Below are 21,054 nucleotides of genomic sequence, written 5' to 3'. Positions count from 1 at the left end.
AGCGGCGATCCCGCCTGTGTGGATCGTGCGTGCGGAGGATCGGAAATGGATGCGGTTTATATCGTTGCCGCCAAGCGCACGCCCATCGGCAAGCTGAACGGCGCGTTCGCCGGCTTGTCCGCGGCAGATCTAGGCGGGCAGCTTATCGAGACGATGCTGGCGGAAACGCGACTTGCGCCCGATGCCGTCAGCGAGGTGATCATGGGCCAGGTGCTGACCGGCGGCGCCGGGCAAAACCCGGCGCGGCAGGCCGCGCTCAAGGCCGGGCTGCCGGTCAGTATCCCCGCCATGACCGTCAACAAAGTGTGCGGCGCCGGCCAGAAGTCGATCCATCTCGCCGCCCAGGCCATTCGCTGCGGCGACGCCGATTGCGTGATCGCCGGCGGACAGGACTCGATGACCTCGGCACCGCACTTCATTTCCGATATGCGCGGCGGCATCCGCATGGGCGACCGTACCCTCAAGGATTCGATGATCACCGACGGGCTGTGGGATGCCTTCCATCAGGTGCATATGGGCGTAACGGCCGAGGCGCTGGCGCAGCGTTACCAGATCACCCGCGAGGAACAGGACAGGTTCGCGCTGCGCTCACAGGAGAAGGCGGACGCCGCCATCCAGACTGGCCGATTCGACGAAGAGATCGTCCCGATCTCGATAAGGACAAGGCAGGGCGATCTCGTCATCGACCGTGACGAACATCCCAATCCCTCCACCACCATGGAAGTCCTCGGCCGGCTGAGGCCGGTCTTCGATGCGGCTGGCACGATCACGGCCGGCAACTCGTCAGGCCTCAACGACGGGGCGGCGGCGGTGCTGGTGATGTCGGAGGCGCGGATGAAGAAACTCGGCCTGACGCCCCTAGCCCGCATCGCCTCCTACGCTTCAGCCGGGGTCGAGCCTATGGACATGGGCCTCGGACCGGTGGCGGCCTCGCGCCGCGCGCTCGACAAGGCCGGATGGCACGCGTCCGATCTCGACGTGATGGAGGTCAACGAAGCGTTCGCCGCGCAAGCCATCGCGGTCAACCGCGAGATGGGCTGGAACGAGGACATCATCAACATGAGCGGCGGCGCCATCGCGCTTGGCCATCCGCTGGCCGGCTCCGGCTGCCGCATCGTGGTGACGCTGCTCCACGAAATGATCCGCCGCGACGCGCGGAAGGGCCTCGCCTCGCTCTGCATCGGCGGCGGCCAGGGCGTGGCGATCTGCCTGGAGCGGTGAGCCTGAAACTCTGAGCAGTTAGTTGCCCGAGGGAATTGGGCAATGGGCTTGGCCAGCATCTGGCGAACGACAGCTTTGGGTCAACGAAAGAGCTCAAGACTACGGCCGACATTAGGCGCGAAGCAGACGTTCAAGACTTTGTCAGCAGGAGGTCACTTCGGTCAACTTGCGCCATGCGCTTGACAAAGTCGGACTGCCTTAATGGCGACCGGCAGCAGTCCAGCTGCGTCGAGTTGGGACCTGCGAGTAATATTCGGGAACCAAACCAATCCACAGAAATATTTTGTTGGTATTTTTTGTTGGTTAGCACTGCTTTTGCGCGAGTCTTAACCATTTGAAACGACAGCCAGATTTCTCTGACTTGGATTCCGCCTCTGGCACCATCCTCTCTTCCCCCGACATTCCCCTGCGCCGAAGCTTCTACGCTCAGTCGAAGAAACCCGCATCCTCTTCCCTGAGATATTTCCTGGCCGCCTCGGCATCGATATCGAGCCCCAGTCCCGGCGCTTCCAGCAGGTCCACCATGCTGTCCTTCACGATCTGCGACGGCAGGCCGATGACGATGTCTTCCCACCAGGGATCGGAGGCGCTCGGATATTCGAAGGCGATGTAGTTGGCGGGCAAGGTGGCGCAGACATTGATCAGCGCGCCAAGACCGAGCAGGCCGTTGGCGGTGCCGTGCGGCGCCATCAGGATTGAATGCATGTAGGCGTGCTCGGCCACCCATTTGAGCTCGGCGATGCCGCCTATATCGGCCGGGTCGGGGCCGATGACGCGCACCGCTTGCGTCTCGATCAGCTCCTTGAAATTGTGCCGCAGGTAGATCTGCTCGCCGGTATGGATCGGCGTCGAGGTGGAGGCGGTCAGCTCCCGATAAGCCTGCGGATTGACCCACGGCACATAATCGCCGGTCAGCATGTCCTCCAGCCACATCAAATTGTACTTCTCGACCGCGCGGGCGAATTTGATCGCGTCGGGCAACATCCAGCCCGGGCCGCAGTCGAGCGCCAGGCTCACCTTGTCGCCCAGCACTTCCTTCATCGCGATCACGCAGTCGAGCATGTGATTGAAGCCGCGCTCGCTGATAACGCCCTGATCCATGGCGCCGTGATAGCCGGCCTTCTTCTGCGTCACGCCGTAATGGAAGCCCTCGATGGTGTCCTTCATATTGGAGTGGAATGAGATTCCCTGCTTGATCATGAAGAAGTTCTGCGGCTGCTCCATCATCCATTTGACGTCGGCGGCGTAGTCCTCCGGCCGGTCGCCGGTGCGCTTGCGGCGGATCGAGCCATTGTAGACGCGCACCTTGTCGCGCACCTTGCCGCCAAGCAGCTTGTAGACCGGAACGCCGGCGGCCTTGCCGGCAATGTCCCACAGCGCATGTTCGATCGCGCTCACCGCCGCGCCATAGGGCTTGAACGAGCCGCGCTGGCGGATCTTCAGCATCACTCGCTCGACATCGGTCGGGTCCTCGCCGATCAGCGCCTCGCGGAAATGCAGAACAAAGGGCTTGAGGTAGGTCTTGGTGAACTCGACTTCGCCAAGGCCGTAAAGACCTTCGTCGGTCACGATGCGCACGATGGGGTGCTGACCGATGACGGCGCAGCGCAGGTCGGTGATCTTCATGGCGCAGTCCTAGTTCACAGACGAGAAAGCTGTCGGCGTGAGCAGCTGGCTGCTGATATTGGCAATGATCTGCCCGTCGCGCTCAGACTCGTCCCGGGCCCTGTGCCATGCCGGATCGGTGACGAAAGCCGCCCATTTCGCCTCACGCTCGGCCAGCGATTCCCAGGCGAGGAAATAGGTGAGGCGATTGCTGTTTTCGCCGATCGCCGTGGTGAAAAAACCGGCCTGGCGGATGCCATGCCTCTCCCAGATGGCCAGCGTTTGGTCGGAAAAGCGCTTGAGCAAAGCCGGCAGCCTGCCCGGCAGGCAGTCATAGATACGCAGTTCGTAGATCATGGTTTCGTCGGTTTCCTTCTTCACCTCTCCCTTGGGAGAGGTCGACGCGAATGGTCGGTCGTTGGTCCTGTGAACCTGGGGGAATGAGGGCGGGCGATCTGGCTAACTCCAGGTCCGGTCCCAGCTATATTCATTGTCCCAATGCTCGGTGGATTGCCATATCCCCGTGACACCGGGCTGCAGATGCTGCGCGATCACTTCGTCGACGACATCGTCGATCCCCAGGCCCGGTCTGTCCGGAACAGTGATGAAGCCGTCCTTCACCAACGGTTTGGGCAGGCCGGTGACGATATCGTCCCACCAGTCGACATCGGCGGAATGGTATTCGAGCGCCATGAAGTTTTCGGTCGCAGTCGCGACATGCGCCGCGGCCATCGCGGCGATCGGGCTTTCGGCCATGTGGATCGCCATGGCGACGCCGTGGTCCTGCGCCATGTCGCCGACCTTCTTGGTCTCGAGGATACCGCCACTGGTGAGCAGGTCCGGATGGACGACGGAGAGACCGCCGCTTCTCAGCAGAGGGTCGAAGGCCTCCTTGAGGTAGATGTCCTCGCCGGTGCAGATCGGCACCGAGGTCGCTTGCTGCAGCTGCCGGTATTGCTCGGTGTACTGCCAGGGAATGACGTCCTCGAGCCAGGCCGGGACGTACTTCTCGATGCGGCGCGACAGGCGGATGCCGTCCTGCAGAGAGATGTGGCCGACATGGTCGATGGCCAAAGGGATCTCGTAGCCGATGACCTCGCGAACCTCGTGGATGTACCGCTCGAGAAGATCGATTCCCTTCTCGGTGAAATGCAGACCGGTGAACGGGTGCCGCACGTTCTGCGCGTCATAGGCGAGATTGCGGGCCTTGCGCTCCTCGATCGTGCCGCCGCGGCCGCGCGGATTGGCGTGAAACCCTTCGAGCGCGCCGGCGGGCGATGTCACAGCACCCGGAATGTGGGCGATCTGCATCAAGCCGAGATCCATCTTGAGGAAGGTGAACCCGCGGTCCATGCGTTCCTTGAGGCGTTTACCGGTCTCGGTGCCGCTCGGTTTCTCGGCGTCGGTATCGCAATAGACGCGCACGTGATCGCGGAACTTGCCGCCCAGCATCTGGTAGATCGGCACGCCATAGGCCTTGCCGGCGAGATCCCAGAGCGCGATCTCGACCGCCGACACGCCGCCACCCTGCCGCCCGTGCCCGCCGAACTGCTTGATGCGGCGGAATAGCCGGTCGACATCGCAGGGATTCTCGCCGAGCAGCCGGCTCTTCAGCATCAGCGCATAAGTGGCGCTTGCGCCGTCGCGCACCTCGCCAAGCCCGACGATGCCCTGGTTGGTGTAGATCTTGAGCAGCGCCGAGGTGAACGGCGCGCCGACGATCTCGGCCACCCGCATGTCGGTGATGCGAAGCTCGGACGGTCTGGAATTGGTGTTGACCCGATTGAGAGCCTCGTCGGCTGCATCCGTCTTCGGCATGACGTATCCTCGTTCTCGTCGATGGTTATGCCCCTCGCCTGGCTCGCACAGGTCGTTGCTAGCCCAACTCGATCTCGTGGGCCTGCAGGTAGTCGCGATTCATCTCAACACCGAGACCGGGCTTCGACGTCAGCTTGAGGCTGCCGTTCGAAACATCGAGCGGCTTGTCGATGAGGTGGTCGTATTTGGAGAGGTCCCACTCCGAGGTTTCGAGCTTATAGAAGTTGGGAACGGTCATCATCACCTGCGCTCCCGCGACCACGTTGATCGGTCCGGCAGCGTCATGCGGCGAGACGGGCACGTAATAGGCTTCGCACAGGGCGGAAATCTTCTTGAGCTCGGTGACGCCGCCGGTCCAGGTGACGTCCGGCATGATGTAGTCGGCGAGCTTGCCCTCGAGCACCGGCACGAAATCCCACTTCGTGTGGCCGCGCTCGCCCCACGAGATGGCGGCGCTGACCTTGTCGCGCACCTGTTTGAGGGCATTGAGGCTCTCGGGCGGACAGGGCTCCTCGAACCAGTCGATCTGGCCCGCCTCTTCGAGGCTGCGGCAGAGGCGAATAGCGGTCGGAACATCGAAGCGGCCATGCGCATCGATGAGGATGTCGACATCGGGGCCCGCCGTTTCGCGGATCAGGGCCGTCAGTTCGGCGGCCTCGCGCTCGTCCTTACGGGTCATGCTGCCGTCGAGATAACCGTCCCGCCTTTCGCGGGCTACGCCATCGACGCTGGGGCCCTGATGGGGAAAAGGATCGAATTTGAGGCCGGTGTGACCGGACTCGACGATGTCGCGAATTTCGCGGATCACGGCTTCCTTGCTGGTGAATTTGGCCTGGTTGGGATGGGTATAAAGCGCGATTTCGTCGCGCACCGGTCCGCCCAGCAGTTCGTAGATCGGCTTGCCGAGGACTTTGCCACGGATATCCCAGAGGGCGATGTCGATGGCGCTGACGCATTCGACGGCGGCGCCGCGGCTGCCCATATAGGTGAAGCTGCGGAAAATCTTGTGCCAGAGATACTCGATACGCGCCGGATCCTCGCCTGTCACGGCGGCGCCGATCTGCCGCAGGATCGTGCAGAGCGCGCGGTTGGCGAGCTTTGTCGTCGTGGTGATCTCCCCCCAGCCACTCACCCCCTCGTCGGTCGTCACTTCGACGAACAGGAACTCTCCCCAGTAAGAAGCATCGGACTTGATCAGCCATGGCCGAATGCTGGTGATTTTCATCTGGACTATCCTCTCTGAAACGGCCAGGCTGACGGTGTTGCGGATCGGCTACCCTGCCCGGGCGGCGCTTCGCGCGCGCATGTGTTCGAGGACATGCCGGCCGGAGCCCTCGACATGGCGGGCAATGAGTTCGGCCGCCTTCTCGGCCTCTCCCGATTTTACCAGCGCGATGAGCTCGCGGTGCTCGCGGATGATCGCGGCGCGCCTGGCAAGCGTGAAATTGAACCGCCGGCTGACCGCCCTCAGCACCTCGCGATGCTTCCACCAGAGCTCGGCCGCATGGCGGTTATAATGCCGCTGGTACATCACGGTGTGGAAGGCGGTATCGAGCTCGCTGTGCCTGAACGTGTCGGCAAAATTGTTCTCCTCGATCAGGTTCTGGAGACGTTCGAGCTCGGCGATGTCCTCGTCGGTGGCCATGTTCACGAACCATCGCGTCAGGGCGGGTTCGATCAGGACGCCGATCTCGTAGATATCCCGGACAAAGTCCTGATCTATGGGTCGCACGCGTGCCCCGCGATTGGGACTGAAGATGACAAAGCCCTCTCCGCGCAACAATTGCAGGGCCTCGCGCACCGGGTTGGTCGAGGTGCCGTGACGCCGGGCGAGATCGGCGACCACAAGCCGTTCGTTGGCGGCCAGCCGTCCTTCGATGATGTCATCCCTGATCAGTTCATAAAGCGAGGCGCCCTCGCTGGAAGCCCCGATGGGGTCAATTCCCGCAGGTGGCTCCGCTTTGAAATCGCTTGTCTCGGCCAAGGCCTATCTCCCCCAAGTGAATACACCCTCCGCCCTATATCACGCTCGGTTTCGATAAAACAATGTACGATTCTTCGCGTTGACAGATAATCTGTGATCTGAAAACGTACAAAGTCGTCGAAGGGATACATTAGAACTGGCAAATATCCCGCGATCGAACGAGCAACGACCGCTTGCCTCGACGCAGAGCGGCACGGGAGAGAAACCTGGAGGATACCTATGACGAGGATTACGCTCGGCGGTGCCGTCCTGCGCGGCACTGTCTCCACTGCGTTAATGGCATCGTTGATGGCCGCGCCGGCGCTGGGCGCGCCGCCGGTCGACCTGAGCAAGTGGTCGCCGGAATATGTGCGCTCCATTGCGGGCACGCAGGATTTTGACACTGCGGGCGATTGCGCCAAAGTCACCCCGCTCGACTACAAGGGGCGACTGACGTTCTGGTACCAGGGCGTGTTCGAGGGCGACCCGGACCTTTTGCGCCAGTACTACAAGGATTTCTTCGCGACCTTCCGCAAGACCTATCCGAACATCCAGCTCGAGGAACAAGCCCTCACCTACAACGACCTTCTCGACAAGTTCCGCACGGCGCTGCTCGGCAACGCAGCGCCAATGGCGGTCCGCCTGCAAATCCTGGGCGGCACCGAGTTCGCCTCGAAGGGCTATCTGCAGCCGCTCAAGCCAGAGGATGTGGGGTATTCGACCGAGGACTTCTGGCCCGGCGCCATGAAGGCCGTCACCTGGGACGGCGTGACCTACGGGATTCCGACCAACAACGAGACGATGGCGTTCATCTGGAACGCCGACATTTTCAAGCGCGCGGGCCTCGATCCGAACAAGCCCCCGGCCACCTGGGACGACGTCGTCAAATATTCCAAGCAAATCCACGACAAGCTCGGCATTGCGGGCTACGGCCTGGTGGCGCGCAAGAATGCCGGCAATACGCCTTACCGCTTCATGCCGCAGCTGTGGGCCTATGGCGGCGGCGTCTTCGACGAGGCTACCCCCAACCCCACTTACAAGCAGATCGAGCTCGACAGCCCGCAGAGCAAGGCGGCGCTGCAAGCCTCCTACGACATGTATGTTCGCGACAAATCGGTTCCGGTCTCGGCGCTCACCAACCAGCAAGCCGACAACCAGCCCCTGTTTCTCGCCGGCCAGCTCGGCATGATGATCTCGCATCCGTCCGACTACAACGTCATGCTCGACCTGCAGAAGAAGGCGACGGGCACCGACAAAGACAAGGCACAGACCGTCATCGACAACATGCGCTATGGCCTCATTCCGACCGGCCCCGACGGCAAGCGCGCCGTCGTGTTCGGCGGCTCGAACATCCACATCCTGAAGCCCGAATATGTCGAGGGGGGCAAGGTGGACGAGCCGGCCGCAAAGGCCATCATCTGCATGTGGACGAGCCCGGAATGGTCGCTGAAGATGGCCTATGCCGGCTCGAACCCGGGCAACCTCAACGGCTTCAAGACCAAATGGATGAAGGAACGTCTGGACAACATCAAGTTCCTCGACGTCACGACCTCGATGCTGCCATACGGCATCCCGTTCCCGGCGCTGCCGCAGTCGCCCGAAATCATGAACATCATCATCCCGGACATGCTGCAGAATGCCCTGACCGGAGCGATGACCGTCGATCAGGCGGCGGAGGACGCGGCCAAGAAGGTGAAAGACCTGATGGGAGGCGGGCTCTAATCCGGGCCTGACCGACGATCGGATCGGCTGCGCCGTGAGCGCAGCCGATACTTCCCCAAGAACAAGGGCGCGCTACAGTGACGATCGCGACCGGCAAGGCCGAGGCTCGCCGCAGATTGCAACCCGCCGGGTCCGGCGTGCTCCGCAGTATCTGGGAGCATCGCGCCGACTACGCGTATGTGCTTCCCGCGATCGCCGTAATGCTCATCGTCATCGCCTATCCGATCTACTACACAATCGAGCTGTCCTTCTTCAACACCCCGCCCGGCCTGCAGCTCCGCGACAAGATCTTCGTCGGCATCAACAACTACACGGCCATCCTCACAAGCGAGGTGTTCTGGAAGGTCACCTGGAACACGCTTATCTGGACAGCGGCCTCCACTTTCATTTCCTTCGTCCTTGGCTTTTGCGCCGCGCTGGCGCTCCACCGCGACTTTGTCGGCCGCGGTATCCTGCGCGCCATCCTGATCATTCCCTGGGTCATCAGCGCGGTCGCCGCTTCCTATATCTGGAAGTGGATCTACCATTCGGATTTCGGGGTCATCGGCGCGGTTCTGGTTGGCCTCGGATTGGCCGGAGGGCCGCCGAATTTCATCGACAATGTCAGCACGGTGCTGCCTTCCCTGATCGTCGTCAATATCTGGCGCGAGTTTCCGTTTGCCATGATCATGATGATGGCCGGCCTGCAGACGGTTCCCGACCAGTTGCTGCGCGCGGCGACAGTCGACGGGGCCAATGCGTGGCAGCGCTTCTGGCACGTCACCTTCCCGCATTTGAGAAACGTCTCGACGGTGACGATCCTGCTGCTCGCGGTAGCTAACTTCAACTCCTTCATCATCCCATGGATCATGACCGGCGGCGGGCCGTCCAATGCGTCGCATATCTGGATCACCCACATTTATGAGCTTGCCTTCGGCCGGCAGCGCTGGGGCGTGGCGTCGGCCTATTCGGTGCTGCTGTTCTTCATCCTGATGACACTCGGCTATTTCTATGTCCGTGCGCTGAGCGGCAACGAGCGGAAGGACGGGGGAGCATGAGCACGATTGCCGAGACGGCCCCTCGAGACCGGGCCCGTCGCCGCATGCGAATCGACGGGTGGCGGTGGGGCGGCCGCATATTCCTGGTGTTCATGCTGCTTTACACCGCGCTGCCGATGATCTGGATGCTGCTGACCTCGATCAAGTCCGGCTTCGCGGCGATGCAATTTCCGCCGCAATGGTGGCCGGACCAGCCCACTCTTGCCAGCTACCAGAAGCTACTCGATCCGCAGAACAGCGTCGGTCAGGATTTCCTGCGCTTCTTCTGGAACAGCCTTTACGTTTCCACTGCCACGACCATCCTTTCGGTGATCGTGGCGGTTCCCGCGGCTTACGCGTTTTCGCGCTTTACCTTCCCGGGCCGGAACTTCCTGTTCTTCGCAGTGCTGCTCCGAAACATGTTCCCGGCGGTGATCTTTCTCGTGCCGCTGTTCATCCTGATGCGTGCGCTCGGGCTGGTGAACACGCATGGTTCGCTCATCCTCACCTATCTGACCTTCGGCTTGCCGCTGGCGATCTGGCTGCTCAAGGGCTTTTACGACAACATCCCGGTGCAGCTCGAGCAGGCGGCACGCATCGACGGCGCTACACGGTTCCAGGCCTTCATCCTGATCGTGATGCCGCTCTCGACGCCGGGGATCATCGCCACCGCGATCTATTCCTTCATCGGCGCCTGGAACGAGTACATCTACGCCTACACCTTCCTCTCCAAGAACGAGCAGTTGACCCTGCCGGTCGGCATCCAGCGCTTCTTCTCGGAAAATACGACGGACTTTCCGGGCCTGATGGCGGCAAGCTTCATGATGAGCGTGCCCGTCGTCGTGCTGTTTCTCGTCCTGCAACGATACTTCGTACGCGCCCTGACGGAAGGCGCGGTCAAGCACTAGGAGTCGCTGCCGATGGCCCACGTGGTCCTCAAAGATCTCGTCAAGACCTATGGCGGCTTCAAAGCTGTCAACGACGTCTCGCTGACGGTCAATGACGGCGAGTTCGTCGCTCTCGTCGGCCCTTCAGGCTGCGGCAAGACAACCACGCTCAATCTCGTGGCGGGTCTGACCTCGGTAACATCGGGCGATATCATCATCGGCGACCGCGTGGTCAACCACCTAGATCCCAAGGACCGGGACATCGCGATGGTGTTCCAGAACTATGCGCTCTACCCGCAGAAATCGGTCTACAAGAACCTGGCCTTCCCGCTGCAGATGCGCAGGCTGCCCAAGGACGAGATCGACAAGAAGGTCAGGGAAGCGGCGCGCGTGCTCGATATGACGCAGTTGCTCGAGCGCAAGCCGCGCGAACTTTCAGGTGGTCAGCAGCAGCGCGTGGCCCTGGGCCGCGCCCTCGTTAGAGATCCGGCGGTGTTCCTGATGGACGAGCCGCTCTCCAATCTCGATGCGAAGCTGCGCGTGCAGATGCGGTCCGAGATCAAGCGGTTCCACCAGGACCTGAAGGCGACGATCATCTATGTGACGCACGACCAGCTGGAGGCCGTCACCATGGCGGACAGGATGGCGGTGATGAACGGCGGCTACCTGCAGCAATATGATTCGCCGGCGCAGGTTTTCGCGCATCCCGTGAACATGTTCGTCGCGAGCTTCGTGGGCAGTCCGGCGATGAGCCTTATTCCGCTCGAGGCATCGACGGCGAACGGCGGCACGGTGTTAACCAGCGCGGAGGGCTGGCGCCTTGAGCTGTCGCCGCCCAATGCGCGGAAGGTCGCGACAGCAACGACCCGGAAAGTCGTGCTCGGCGCGCGACATTCGACGATCAAGTTGCACAAGAGTTCTGTCCCCGGCACCATTCCGGCCAAGGCCTATACGGTGGAACCGACCGGAGACGTGACATTCGTTCAGGCCTTCCTGTCCGGCGCCATCGTCAATGTCAGCGTGCCGCCGAGCATTGCCGTCGCGCCCGACGAGCGGATCTGGCTCGAGTTCGACCAGGAGCGGATGCATCTGTTCGACAGTGAAACCGAAATGGCCCTCAGGGCCGATTGACGCGGCGAACGCGTGTGGACGTGGCGCGAATGACGACGAAACTTAAGATCACCGCGATCAAGCCCTACCCAGTGTGGGTAGGAACGCGCAACCAGATGCTTGTCAAGGTCGAAACCGACCAGGACATCTTCGGCTGGGGCGAGAGCGGCTTGAGCGGCCGCGAGAAGGCCGTGGCCGGCGCCGTCGAGCATTATCGCGAGTTCCTCGTTGGCCGCGACGCCATGCAGATCGGCCGGATCTGGCAGGAGCTTTATCGCAGCCAGTATTTCGAGGGCGGGCGGGTTCTGCAGGCGGCGATTTCCGCCATCGACATCGCCCTTCACGACATCAAGGGCAAGGCGCTGGGAGTGCCGGTCTACGACCTGCTCGGCGGCAAGCAGCGCGACCGCATCCCCACCTTCGCCTCGACCGGAGACGAGGCCGAGGGCGATGCTGCCATCGAACGCGCCCATGAATTGCGCGCGCAGGGATGGCAGGCCATCCGCTTCTTTCCCGCCGGCCAAAACAGCAAGGACATCTTCGAGCCTCGCGAGTCAATCGGCGCTACGGCGAGCATGCTGAACAAGGCGCGCGAAGCGCTGGGCGAGGACGTGGTGCTCGGCATCGACTATCATCATCGGCTGTCGGTGGCGGAGGCCGCGAGCTTCTGCAGCAAGCTCGGCCGCGGCGTGCTCGATTTCCTCGAGGAGCCGATACGCGACGAGACGCCGGAGGCCTACGAGTCCCTGCGCAGGATGACCGACATCCCCTTTGCCATCGGCGAGGAATTTGCCAGCAAGTGGCAGTTCCTGCCCTACATCGAGCGCGGCATCCACCAATTCAATCGGCTCGATGTCTGCAATGTCGGCGGGTTTACCGAGGCGATGAAGGTCGCCGGCTGGAGCGAGGCGCATTATGTGGACCTGATGCCGCACAATCCGCTCGGTCCGGTGTGCACCGCCGCGACCGTGCATCTGGCCGCCGCCGTGCCCAACTTCGCCTGGCTCGAAACCAGGGCGCCCGAAAGGAAGCTGGGCTTCGACAATTCCGACTTCTTCCCCGTGCAGCCGCGGTTGGACGGCCCAGATTACCCGGTGAGCGATCTGCCGGGGCTCGGCGTCGAGGTCAATGAGAAGGCGATCAAGGCGCAGAGTTTCCGCTTCTGGGAAGCGCCGCATCTCAAACGTCGCGACGGTTCTGTCACCAACTGGTAGTTCCAACTCATCCGGAGTTCGACAATGACGCATATTTCCGACATCACGCGTCCGCCCAAGGACCTGATCGACGCGCTGAAAGAGATCGGCGCCGCGACGGTTGCCGGCACGCTCGGCCACATGGGCTTCCGCAGTCCGCACATGGTCGGCCCGGTGGCGCAGAACCATGGGAAGTCGATCGTCGGGCCGGCGCTGACGCTGCAATTCCTGCCGCAACGGCCGGACCTGTTCGACGAAGGAGAATATACCGATCCGGAAACGCAACTGCACCGGCATGTGCTCTATCATGCGCAGGAGGGCGACGTGGTCGTGGTCGACGCCCGCGGCGACATGAGCTCCGGCGTCTTCGGCGATATGATGTCGACCTATTTCAAGGGCAGAGGTGGCGCCGGCATCGTCATCGACGGATGCATGCGCGACCGGCCCAATGTCGAGAAGCTCGATCTGCCCCTGTGGCTGCGTGGCTGGACGCCAAACTATCATGTGCAGACCAGGATCTATCCCAATGCGGTCAACGTCCCGATTGCTTGCGGCGGCGTGACGGTGATCCCCGGCGACATCATCGTCGCCGACGATGACGGCGCGGTGGTGGTTCCCGTCGCAATGGCCGCCAAGGTCATCGAGGAGGCTCAGAAACACCACGATTGGGAAGAGTTTTCACGCGAGAAGCTGATGCAGGGCGCTCCCTTGCAACGCTACTACCCGCTGCACGACGATGCCCGCGCAGAGTATGAGGAGTGGCGCAGGACAAGACGCCTTTAAGTTGGCAAGCGGGCCTCCCGGCCCGGCGGCGCAAGGCATCGACCATCCGGTCGCGCAAAGGCGGCTTCCCTCGCCATGAAGGCCTATTCGAACGAATAGGTAAATCCTTCCGGCGACGCGCCGACGATGACTTTCGCCATCTTCTTGCCCTCGAGCGAGCGGTTGAGGACGCCACGGCTGAGTTCCGGCAGCAGCGTGTTGGTGAGGATGGCGTCGATCATGCGGCCGCCGGATTCGATCTCCGTGCAGCGCGCCTTGACCAGGTCCATGACGCCGTCGCCGATCACCAGCTCGGCATCGTTGGTATCCTTGAGGCGCTTGGCGATCTTGCCGAACTGGTGACGGGCGATCGCCTCGATCATGGAATCCGACAACGGGTAATAGGGTATCGTGACGACGCGGCCCAGGAAGGCGGCCGGGAAGACCTTCAGCAGCGGGGCGCGCAGCGCGGTATCGAGATCGTCGATGCCGGTCCGCACCGTGCCGTTCTTCGTGCGATCCATGATGACGTCGGATCCGACATTCGAGGTGAGCAGGATCAACGTGTTCTTGAAGTCGATGCGACGGCCTTCGCTGTCGTCCATCATGCCCTTGTCGAAGACCTGGAAGAAGATCTCGTGCACGTCGGGATGCGCCTTCTCGACCTCGTCGAGCAGGATCACCGAATAGGGTTTCCTGCGCACGGCCTCGGTCAGGATGCCGCCCTTGCCGTAGCCGACATAGCCGGGCGGCGCGCCCTTGAGTGTCGAGACGGTGTGCGCTTCCTGGAACTCCGACATGTTGATCGAGATCAGGTTCTGCTCGCCGCCATAGAGCGTCTCGGCAAGCGCCAGCGCGGTCTCGGTCTTGCCGACGCCGGAGGGGCCGCAAAGCAGGAAGACGCCGACCGGTTTTTCCGGCGCGCCGAGGCCGGCGCGGCTGGTCTGCACGCGCCTGGCGATCATCTCCATCGCGTGATCCTGGCCGACGACGCGCTCGGACAGGGTCGCGGCGAGCCTGAGCGCCTTTTCGGTCTGGCTGGACAGCATGCGTCCGGTCGGGATGCCGGTCCAATCCTGCACCACGGCGGCGACCGCATTGCGGTCGACCGAGGGCAGGATGAGCGGTGTCTCGCCTTGCGCCGCGGCAAGATCGGCCATCAGCTCGCGCAATCGCGCGAGATTGGCAGCGGCTTCGTCTGCCGGCTCGGCGGACACCGCTTCGGCCTTCGCAGCCTTGGCGTTCGTGGCCTCGGCATTCCTGGTCTCGGCAGGCTTGCCGTCGCCAGTCTTGCTCTCGCCGATCTTGCTCTCGGGCGCCGTTTGCTCAGGCGCCTTTGCCGCGCCCTCCGCGCTCTCGGCCTCCGCAGTGACCTCATCGTCTGCCGCATCGAGCGGCACGCCCTCGCCGCGCAATTTTGCGCGCAGGTCGAGTATCTCGGCCACCAAGGCCTTTTCCCGGTCCCAGCGCGCCTGTGCGGCGGCCAAAGCGGTCTCGGTTTCCGCCAGCCCGGCGTCGACACGGGCCTGCCGGTCGGCGACGTCGATGCCGATCGCGGCTTCGCGGCCAATGATGCCGCTCTCGACCTCGAGCGCCTGGCGGCGGCGCAGGATGTCCTCGACCTCGGCCGGCGTCGCATGCTGCGAGACCGCGACGCGGGCGCAGGCGGTGTCGAGCAGGCTGACCGCCTTGTCCGGCAATTGCCTGGCCGGGATGTAGCGGTGCGAGAGCGAGACCGCGGCCTCGATCGCCTCGTCCAGGATCTGCACCTTATGGTGCTGCTCCAGCACGCCGGCAACGCCGCGCAACATCAGCACGGCCACCGCTTCCGAGGGCTCATCGATCTTGACCACCTGGAAACGGCGGGTGAGCGCCGGGTCCTTCTCGATATGCTGCTTGTACTCAGCCCAGGTCGTAGCCGCGATGGTGCGAAGCTCGCCGCGCGCCAATGCCGGTTTCAGGAGATTGGCGGCATCGCCGGTCCCGGCCGCGCCGCCGGCGCCGATCAGCGTATGCGCCTCGTCGATGAACAGGATGATCGGCACCTCTGAGGCTTGGACCTCGTCGATGACCGCCTTCAGCCGCTTCTCGAACTCGCCCTTGACGCTGGCGCCGGCCTGCATCAGCCCGACATCGAGCATGCGCACGCTGACATTCTGCAGCGTCGGCGGCACGTCGCCTTGGGCGATGCGGAGCGCAAAACCCTCGACCACCGCGGTCTTGCCGACGCCGGCCTCGCCAGTCAGGATCGGGTTGTTTTGCCGACGGCGCATGAGGATATCGACGATCTGCCTTATTTCCGGGTCGCGGCCGACGACAGGGTCGATCTTGCCGTCGCGGGCGCGCTGTGTAAGGTCGGTGGCGTATTTCGCCAGCGCCGAATCCCCGCCCGGACCGCGCTTCATCGGCGTCTCGGCAGCGTGCTCGGCGGGCGGTGAGCCGGCCTCGAGCGAGCCGTCGGTGACATCGGCGAAGCGGGAGATGACCCCATCGGCGTCGATCTTGTCGAATTCGGCGCTGATCTTGGAGACCAGGCCTTCCAGCACCGGCGTCTTCAGGCAGGCAAGCAGGATATGGGCGCTGCGCACTTCCTCGACGCCGAACTCCAGCGTCGCAAGGTTCCATCCTTCCTGGATGGCGTGGAAGATGTGGTCGGAGAATTCCTCCACCGAGGTGGCGCCGTAGGGCAGCTTATCGATGGCTCGGGTCATGTCGGCCGTCAGCCGGCTGGCATCCAGTCCGGCGTCGGCGATGATCATCTGCACATCCGAGCGTTCTGACAGCACCAACTGCTGGATGAAATGGACAAGCTCGACATAAGGATTGCCGCGCAGCTTGGCCGTGTCGGCCGCGGCCTTGAAGGCGCGCACCCCGGTGGCGTTCAGCTTGGCAACCAGTTCCTTACGCTTGAAGCTCTGCGATGACCGGCGCTGTTCCATCGAACCTGCTCCCGCAACCTGCCGACCGTACCCTGCCATATAAGCGGCTGCTTGACAAAGCCGCATGGCTGATAAGGTTTTTGAATCTATCCGGGCGGCACCGCCCGGATACACAAGCCTTGCAAACTCGTGGCCAACAAACACGATTGCTGCCCGGGCTATGCGAGCCATTTCACATACCGGGTCCGGCAATCGCGCAATGGGTTTCGCCGAAGAGAACGGTCGCGTTTAGCTTCCGTTAGTTTTTGCGCAGGTGCTCAATTGTCGTCGCGCGAAGCCGGTGATAACGTTACGTTACATAGGGGTCTCAGGGCCGCTGGCTGGGGGTTGGTGTGATTGATCTCGCACTCTGGCTGAATCCTCTGAACGGTGAGAATCCGTCGGGAGAGGACTTGCGCAACGACCCGGCCTTTCATGAGCTGGAGCGCCTGGCCGAGCCTCAGCTCAAAGTTGTCCATGACGGTAACAGCAAGCCCACCTCGCAACCCAGTCCTGTCGACTGGGCGGCGGTGCTCGAAAAGGCCGAAGAGTTGCGCGCCCGCGGCCGGGACCTGCGCCTGCTGGTCATCGTCGCGCGGGCCTTGGCCAACGAGGAAGGGCTGGCCGGCCTCGCCCAGGGCCTGACGCTGATCGCGCGAACCTTTGAGCAGTATTGGGACACCATGCACCCGTCGCTGCGGACAGGCGCGCCGCGCGATGCTGCCTTGCGGCGCATCAACGCGCTGCTCGATCTGCAGAACGGCCAGGAAGGCTTGCTGGCGAACCTCAGGCAGATGGCCTTCTTCTCCCCGCGCGCGATCGGACCGATCAGCGGCCGGGACCTCGAACAGGCTGCGCTCGACGAACGCGTCATGCTCCAGGAAGCGGCCTCTGGCCTTGGGGCCGCCGAAAAGGCGGCGCTGACGAGCGCCCACAATCAGCTGTTGAACCGCGTTCGCACCGGATGCGCGGCGCAAATCGATCAAGCAGCGGATGTGATGACCTCGCTGCTCGCCGACGCGCGGGCCGCGATCGCTGCCCTCGACGCGGTGGACGCCGCGCTCAACGCCCGCATCGACGGCCATGGCGCCACTATCCCGGAATTGAAGAAGTTCCTGCAGCGTTTGCTGACGACGCTGGAGCGGAATTCCGGTGCCGGCGCCACGGCGAATGGTGCCGCGAAGGCCGCTCCGCAGGCGGCGGCGGAACCAGCAATGCCCGCCCGCAACGGTCATGGAGCCGAGACGATGGCAAGTGTGACAAGCGCCGTGGAAGCGAGCACCGGTCTGCCGGACCGCATCAACTCGCGCGACGAGGTCGTCAAATGCCTCGACCTCGTGGTCGCCTTCTACGACCGCACCGAGCCGTCCAGCCCCATCCCGCATCTCGCCCGGCGCGTGCGCCGGATGGTGCACATGGATTTCGTGGAACTGATGGAAGATCTCGCCCCGTCGGGGCTGAAGGAGTTCCGGCTGCTTGCCGGCGTTCCCGATCCCAAGAAGCCGGCCCAGAAGGATGAAAGGTAGAAAAGCATGCCAGCAGAGAGCAAAGCGAAGGTCATCGAAAGAAACCGCGCGCCGCGCGTGCAGATCGCCTACGACGTCGAAACCTACGGCAGCCCGACGACGATCGAACTGCCGTTCGTCATGGCCGTGATGGCCGATCTTGCGGGCGCTTCGCAGACCAAGGAAGCGTCGAAGTCGGTGCTTGACCGCAACTTCGTCGAAACCGACGCCAACCGCTTCCCGAAATTCATGGAGGCGATGGGGCCGCGCGTGAAGGCGCGGGTGAAGAACACCCTGCCGCAGGCCGAGGGCCAAGAGCGTGAGGAAGAGCTCATGGTCGATCTCACCTTCTCGAAGATGGGTGACTTCGCGCCGGACAAGATCGCCGAGCAGGTCCCGCAACTGGCCGAGATCCTGAAGATGCGCCGTCAACTCGAGGAGTTGCTGGGCTTCATGGACGGCCGCGTCGACGCCGAAAAGCGCATCGCACAGCTTTTGAACAACGAGCCGCTGCTGAGCAAGATCGCCAGCCAGGCGATGGATGACGGCAAGGGCGAGGAGTAAGTCATGGCCGAACAGCAAAAGACCGCAGCCGCCACCGCCGAGGCGGAAGCCATCGATCTCGGCGAATTCAGTGGACTCCTTGAAAAGGATTTCAAGGTCAAGAAGGACGACAGCGAGAAGCTGCAGCAACTGGTGCGCAACCTGGCTTTGGCCGCACAGTCGCGCTCCGAGACCACAACCATCTCTTCCAATGCGATCAAGTCGATCAAGTCGCTGATCGCCGGCATCGACAAGATGCTGACGACGCAGGTCAACGAGATCCTGCATGCGCCGGAAGTGCGCGAGATGGAAGGCACGTGGCGCGGCCTCTGGTACCTGATCAACAACACCGAGACCGATACCAAGCTGAAGATCCGGGTGATGAACATCTCCAAGGAGCAGCTGGCCGACACGCTCGAAGACTATGAAGGCCAGATGTGGGACCAGAGCCCGATTTTCAAGAAGGTCTACACGGACGAGTATTCGATGCTGGGCGGCGAGCCGATCGGCTGCATCATCGGCGCCTACGAGTTCTCCAACCATCCGCGCGACGTCGGCCTGCTGCGCAACATTTCCGGCGTCTGCGCCTCGGCGCACACGCCGTTCATCGCCGCCGCCTCGCCGCGGCTGTTCCGCATGGACAGCTGGCAGGAACTGCCCAACCCGCAGGACCTGCAGATGATCGTCAACAACCCGGCCTATGCCTCGTGGCAGTCGCTGCGCGAGAGTGAGGACGCCCGCTATATCGGCCTCACCATGCCGCGCGTGCTGGCACGCCTGCCCTACGGCTCCGAAACCGTTCCGGTGAAGGGCTTCACCTTCGAGGAGGAGGTGGGCGGCGACCATAACAAATATGTCTGGATGAATGCCGCCTTCCCGATGGGCGTCAACATCAACCGCAGCCACAAGCTCTATGGCTGGGGCACCCAGATCCGCGGCGTCGAGAATGGCGGCACGGTGCTCAACCTGCCGGTGCACGCCTTCCCGACCGACGATGGCTCGATCGCGATGAAATGCCCTACCGAAGTCGCCATCGACGACCGGCGCGAGGCGGAATTGGCCAAGCTCGGCCTGATGCCGATCCTGCACCGCAAGAACACCGATCTCGCGGCCTTCATCGGCGCGCATTCGCTGCAGGACGACGAAACGCGCGCCGGACGTCTGGTCGATCCCGACGCCCAGGCGAACGAACGGCTGAGCGCCAACCTGCCTTACCTCTTCCCGGTCTCGCGCTTCGCGCACTACCTGAAGGCGATTGCGCGCGACAAGATCGGCTCGTTCAAGGAACGCACCGACATGGAGATCTGGTTGACCGAATGGATCAACCGGTATGTGCTGGCCAATCCAGCCTTTGCCGATGACAAGGCGCGCGCCAAGCGCCCGCTCGCCGCGGCCGAGGTCCAGGTCGACAGCGTCGAGGGCCGGCCCGGTTACTACAATGCCCGTTTCTATCTGCGTCCGCACTACCAGCTGGAAGGCATCAACGCCTCGCTCCGGCTGGTATCGGAACTGCCGTCGGTGAAGGGCTGAAATCGTTAAGCAAAGTCATCTTGTTTGTAGCGGTGGAGAAAGACAATGCCAGAGAGAACCGATGCGCCTTCGACGAAGATCGACGGCTTCCTGAAAGTCCCGGACATCAAAGGCCCGAGCAAGCGCGACGGCCATGAAGACGAAATCGAGATCCATGGCGTCGACTATAAGATGATCGCGCCCTACGACCCGAATTCGCTCTCGCGGCGCGGCCGCGTGTCGATGGGTATGATCAAATTCATCAAGCACTACGACAAGTCGTCGCCCTATCTGAAGAAGGCACTGTTCGAGAACAAGGCGCTCGACGAGGTGGTGTTCTCGGCACGCCGCACCATCGACGGCGAGACCAGCGACTATCTGGTGGTGACGCTCACCGACGCCTCGATCATGGAATACGACATGCGGCAGGCGCACGACGAGCCAGACCTGATCGAGGAAGAAGTCAGCTTCGCCTACAAGAAGATCAAGTTCGTCTACGACAAGGACGACGAGATCGAAATGGACGTCTATGTCGGCAAGTGAGGCCAAGCGGCCGGCCGCGAAGGCGCAGCTCGCCGGCAGCTCGCGGGCAAAACGCGAGGCGGTCCAGCCCTCCCTCTGGGACCGCCTTGTCAACGATTTGCCCGGGCTGACGTCGGAGATCGATGGGCTGCGCCGCCTGCTGGATGAAGAACTCGGCACCGAGCGCGTCGAGGCCCTTCTTGCCGGCAGCGCCCGCGTCATCGATGCCGATGCGGAATTGACGCCCGAGCAGAAACGGCGACTGCACAGGCTGGTCTTCCAGACCGAGCACCGCACCGAGATCGAAAGCCGCGGCGTGGTGGTGTCGGCGCGCGTGCTCAGGGAAGCGGTCCGGCGCGATATCGAGGCCCTGTTCAACACAGAGCGTTTCGAGTCCGTCCCGATGCTTTCCGACGCCGAGCATGAACAGCCCTTGGACGAATTGCCGCCGCTTGCCGACTTTCCGGAGGTGCGGCGCAGCGTCGTCAATTACGGCGTGCCGTCCTTTTCGGGCCGTTCGTCGCGGGATTTCGACCGCGATACTTTAGCGCGCGAAATCCGTGCGGTGCTCGCCACTTTTGAGCCGCGCCTTAAGGAAAGCGCTACGACCGTCAACGTCACGCTTGGCGACAAGACCGTCGGTCTCAAGATCGAGATCGACGCCGTGCTGATCATGACGCCGACGCCGGAACGCATGCGGCTGCGCACCACGATCAATCTCGACAACGGCCTTGCGCGAACCGAATTCCGGGAGACCTGA

18 protein-coding genes are annotated in these 21,054 nt (G+C 62.8%); 12 read left to right on the top strand and 6 right to left on the bottom strand.

What is annotated here, in order from left to right; all coding sequences use genetic code 11:
- The first annotated feature begins 45 nt into the window (after positions 1-45).
- Positions 46-1,221 (top strand): acetyl-CoA C-acetyltransferase, encoded by a 1,176-nt coding sequence (locus LB520_RS27395; RefSeq protein ID WP_224640007.1) that lies wholly within the window; start codon positions 46-48, stop codon positions 1,219-1,221.
- 426 nt (positions 1,222-1,647) lie between these two features.
- Here LB520_RS27395 and LB520_RS27390 read toward each other — a convergent pair whose 3' ends face one another.
- The 5 genes from LB520_RS27390 to LB520_RS27370 form a co-directional block, all read right to left on the bottom strand.
- Positions 1,648-2,847 (bottom strand): mandelate racemase/muconate lactonizing enzyme family protein, encoded by a 1,200-nt coding sequence (locus LB520_RS27390; RefSeq protein ID WP_224640006.1) that lies wholly within the window; start codon positions 2,845-2,847, stop codon positions 1,648-1,650.
- Between the two features lie 9 nt (positions 2,848-2,856).
- Positions 2,857-3,183, bottom strand: a complete 327-nt coding sequence (locus LB520_RS27385) for an NIPSNAP family protein (RefSeq protein ID WP_095766173.1) — start codon at positions 3,181-3,183, stop codon at positions 2,857-2,859.
- A gap of 102 nt (positions 3,184-3,285) precedes the next feature.
- The gene (locus tag LB520_RS27380; RefSeq protein ID WP_224640005.1) at positions 3,286-4,644 is read right to left on the bottom strand and encodes a mandelate racemase/muconate lactonizing enzyme family protein; all 1,359 of its coding nucleotides are present in this window, start codon (positions 4,642-4,644) and stop codon (positions 3,286-3,288) included.
- 58 nt (positions 4,645-4,702) lie between these two features.
- A complete protein-coding gene (locus LB520_RS27375) occupies positions 4,703-5,869 on the bottom strand; it encodes a mandelate racemase/muconate lactonizing enzyme family protein (protein ID WP_224603298.1) in 1,167 nt (388 codons plus the stop codon).
- A gap of 48 nt (positions 5,870-5,917) precedes the next feature.
- Positions 5,918-6,628 carry a GntR family transcriptional regulator gene (locus LB520_RS27370; protein ID WP_140844146.1) on the bottom strand — a complete coding sequence of 237 codons (711 nt, stop codon included), beginning with the start codon at positions 6,626-6,628 and terminating at the stop codon, positions 5,918-5,920.
- Positions 6,629-6,847: 219 nt separating this feature from the next.
- Between LB520_RS27370 and LB520_RS27365 the strand changes: the two genes are divergently transcribed.
- The 6 genes from LB520_RS27365 to LB520_RS27340 all read left to right on the top strand — a co-directional run bounded on the left by LB520_RS27365 (position 6,848) and on the right by LB520_RS27340 (position 13,318).
- Entirely contained in the window at positions 6,848-8,329 is a 1,482-nt protein-coding gene (locus LB520_RS27365; protein WP_140844144.1) for an ABC transporter substrate-binding protein, read from the top strand.
- A 77-nt stretch (positions 8,330-8,406) separates the two neighbouring features.
- Positions 8,407-9,366: a carbohydrate ABC transporter permease gene (locus tag LB520_RS27360; protein ID WP_224640004.1), complete on the top strand. Its 960-nt coding sequence runs from the start codon at positions 8,407-8,409 to the stop codon at positions 9,364-9,366.
- Positions 9,363-10,253: a carbohydrate ABC transporter permease gene (locus LB520_RS27355; RefSeq protein ID WP_140844140.1), complete on the top strand. Its 891-nt coding sequence runs from the start codon at positions 9,363-9,365 to the stop codon at positions 10,251-10,253. The genes LB520_RS27360 and LB520_RS27355 overlap by 4 nt, the downstream gene beginning before the upstream one ends.
- A 12-nt stretch (positions 10,254-10,265) precedes the next feature.
- Positions 10,266-11,363 (top strand): ABC transporter ATP-binding protein, encoded by a 1,098-nt coding sequence (locus LB520_RS27350; protein WP_224640003.1) that lies wholly within the window; start codon positions 10,266-10,268, stop codon positions 11,361-11,363.
- Positions 11,364-11,392: 29 nt separating this feature from the next.
- Positions 11,393-12,556: a mandelate racemase/muconate lactonizing enzyme family protein gene (locus tag LB520_RS27345; protein ID WP_224640002.1), complete on the top strand. Its 1,164-nt coding sequence runs from the start codon at positions 11,393-11,395 to the stop codon at positions 12,554-12,556.
- A 24-nt stretch (positions 12,557-12,580) separates the two neighbouring features.
- A complete protein-coding gene (locus tag LB520_RS27340; RefSeq protein WP_224603292.1) occupies positions 12,581-13,318 on the top strand; it encodes a ribonuclease activity regulator RraA in 738 nt (245 codons plus the stop codon).
- Positions 13,319-13,401: 83 nt separating this feature from the next.
- Here LB520_RS27340 and tssH read toward each other — a convergent pair whose 3' ends face one another.
- Complete coding sequence (gene tssH, locus LB520_RS27335; protein WP_224640001.1) at positions 13,402-16,236, bottom strand: type VI secretion system ATPase TssH; 2,835 nt, start codon at positions 16,234-16,236, stop codon at positions 13,402-13,404.
- A 332-nt stretch (positions 16,237-16,568) separates the two neighbouring features.
- Here tssH and tssA point away from each other — a divergent pair, with 332 nt between their 5' ends.
- The 5 genes from tssA to tssE are packed head-to-tail and all read left to right on the top strand — an operon-like array spanning position 16,569 to position 21,054.
- Positions 16,569-17,741, top strand: coding sequence for a type VI secretion system protein TssA (gene tssA, locus LB520_RS27330; protein WP_224603289.1), 1,173 nt, complete (start codon positions 16,569-16,571; stop codon positions 17,739-17,741).
- Positions 17,742-17,747: 6 nt separating this feature from the next.
- Positions 17,748-18,284, top strand: coding sequence for a type VI secretion system contractile sheath small subunit (gene tssB, locus LB520_RS27325; protein ID WP_095765809.1), 537 nt, complete (start codon positions 17,748-17,750; stop codon positions 18,282-18,284).
- Between the two features lie 3 nt (positions 18,285-18,287).
- Positions 18,288-19,793 carry a type VI secretion system contractile sheath large subunit gene (tssC, locus tag LB520_RS27320; protein WP_042638543.1) on the top strand — a complete coding sequence of 502 codons (1,506 nt, stop codon included), beginning with the start codon at positions 18,288-18,290 and terminating at the stop codon, positions 19,791-19,793.
- 45 nt (positions 19,794-19,838) lie between these two features.
- The gene (locus LB520_RS27315) at positions 19,839-20,315 is read left to right on the top strand and encodes an Hcp family type VI secretion system effector (protein ID WP_095765810.1); all 477 of its coding nucleotides are present in this window, start codon (positions 19,839-19,841) and stop codon (positions 20,313-20,315) included.
- Positions 20,302-21,054: a type VI secretion system baseplate subunit TssE gene (tssE, locus tag LB520_RS27310; protein ID WP_224640000.1), complete on the top strand. Its 753-nt coding sequence runs from the start codon at positions 20,302-20,304 to the stop codon at positions 21,052-21,054. Before LB520_RS27315 ends, tssE begins: the two co-directional genes overlap by 14 nt.

This window comes from Mesorhizobium sp. CA12 (assembly GCF_020165255.1).
Classification (GTDB): domain Bacteria; phylum Pseudomonadota; class Alphaproteobacteria; order Rhizobiales; family Rhizobiaceae; genus Mesorhizobium.
The sequence above is the reverse complement of the archived record's forward strand: the minus strand, read 5'-3'. Positions and strand labels throughout refer to the sequence as shown.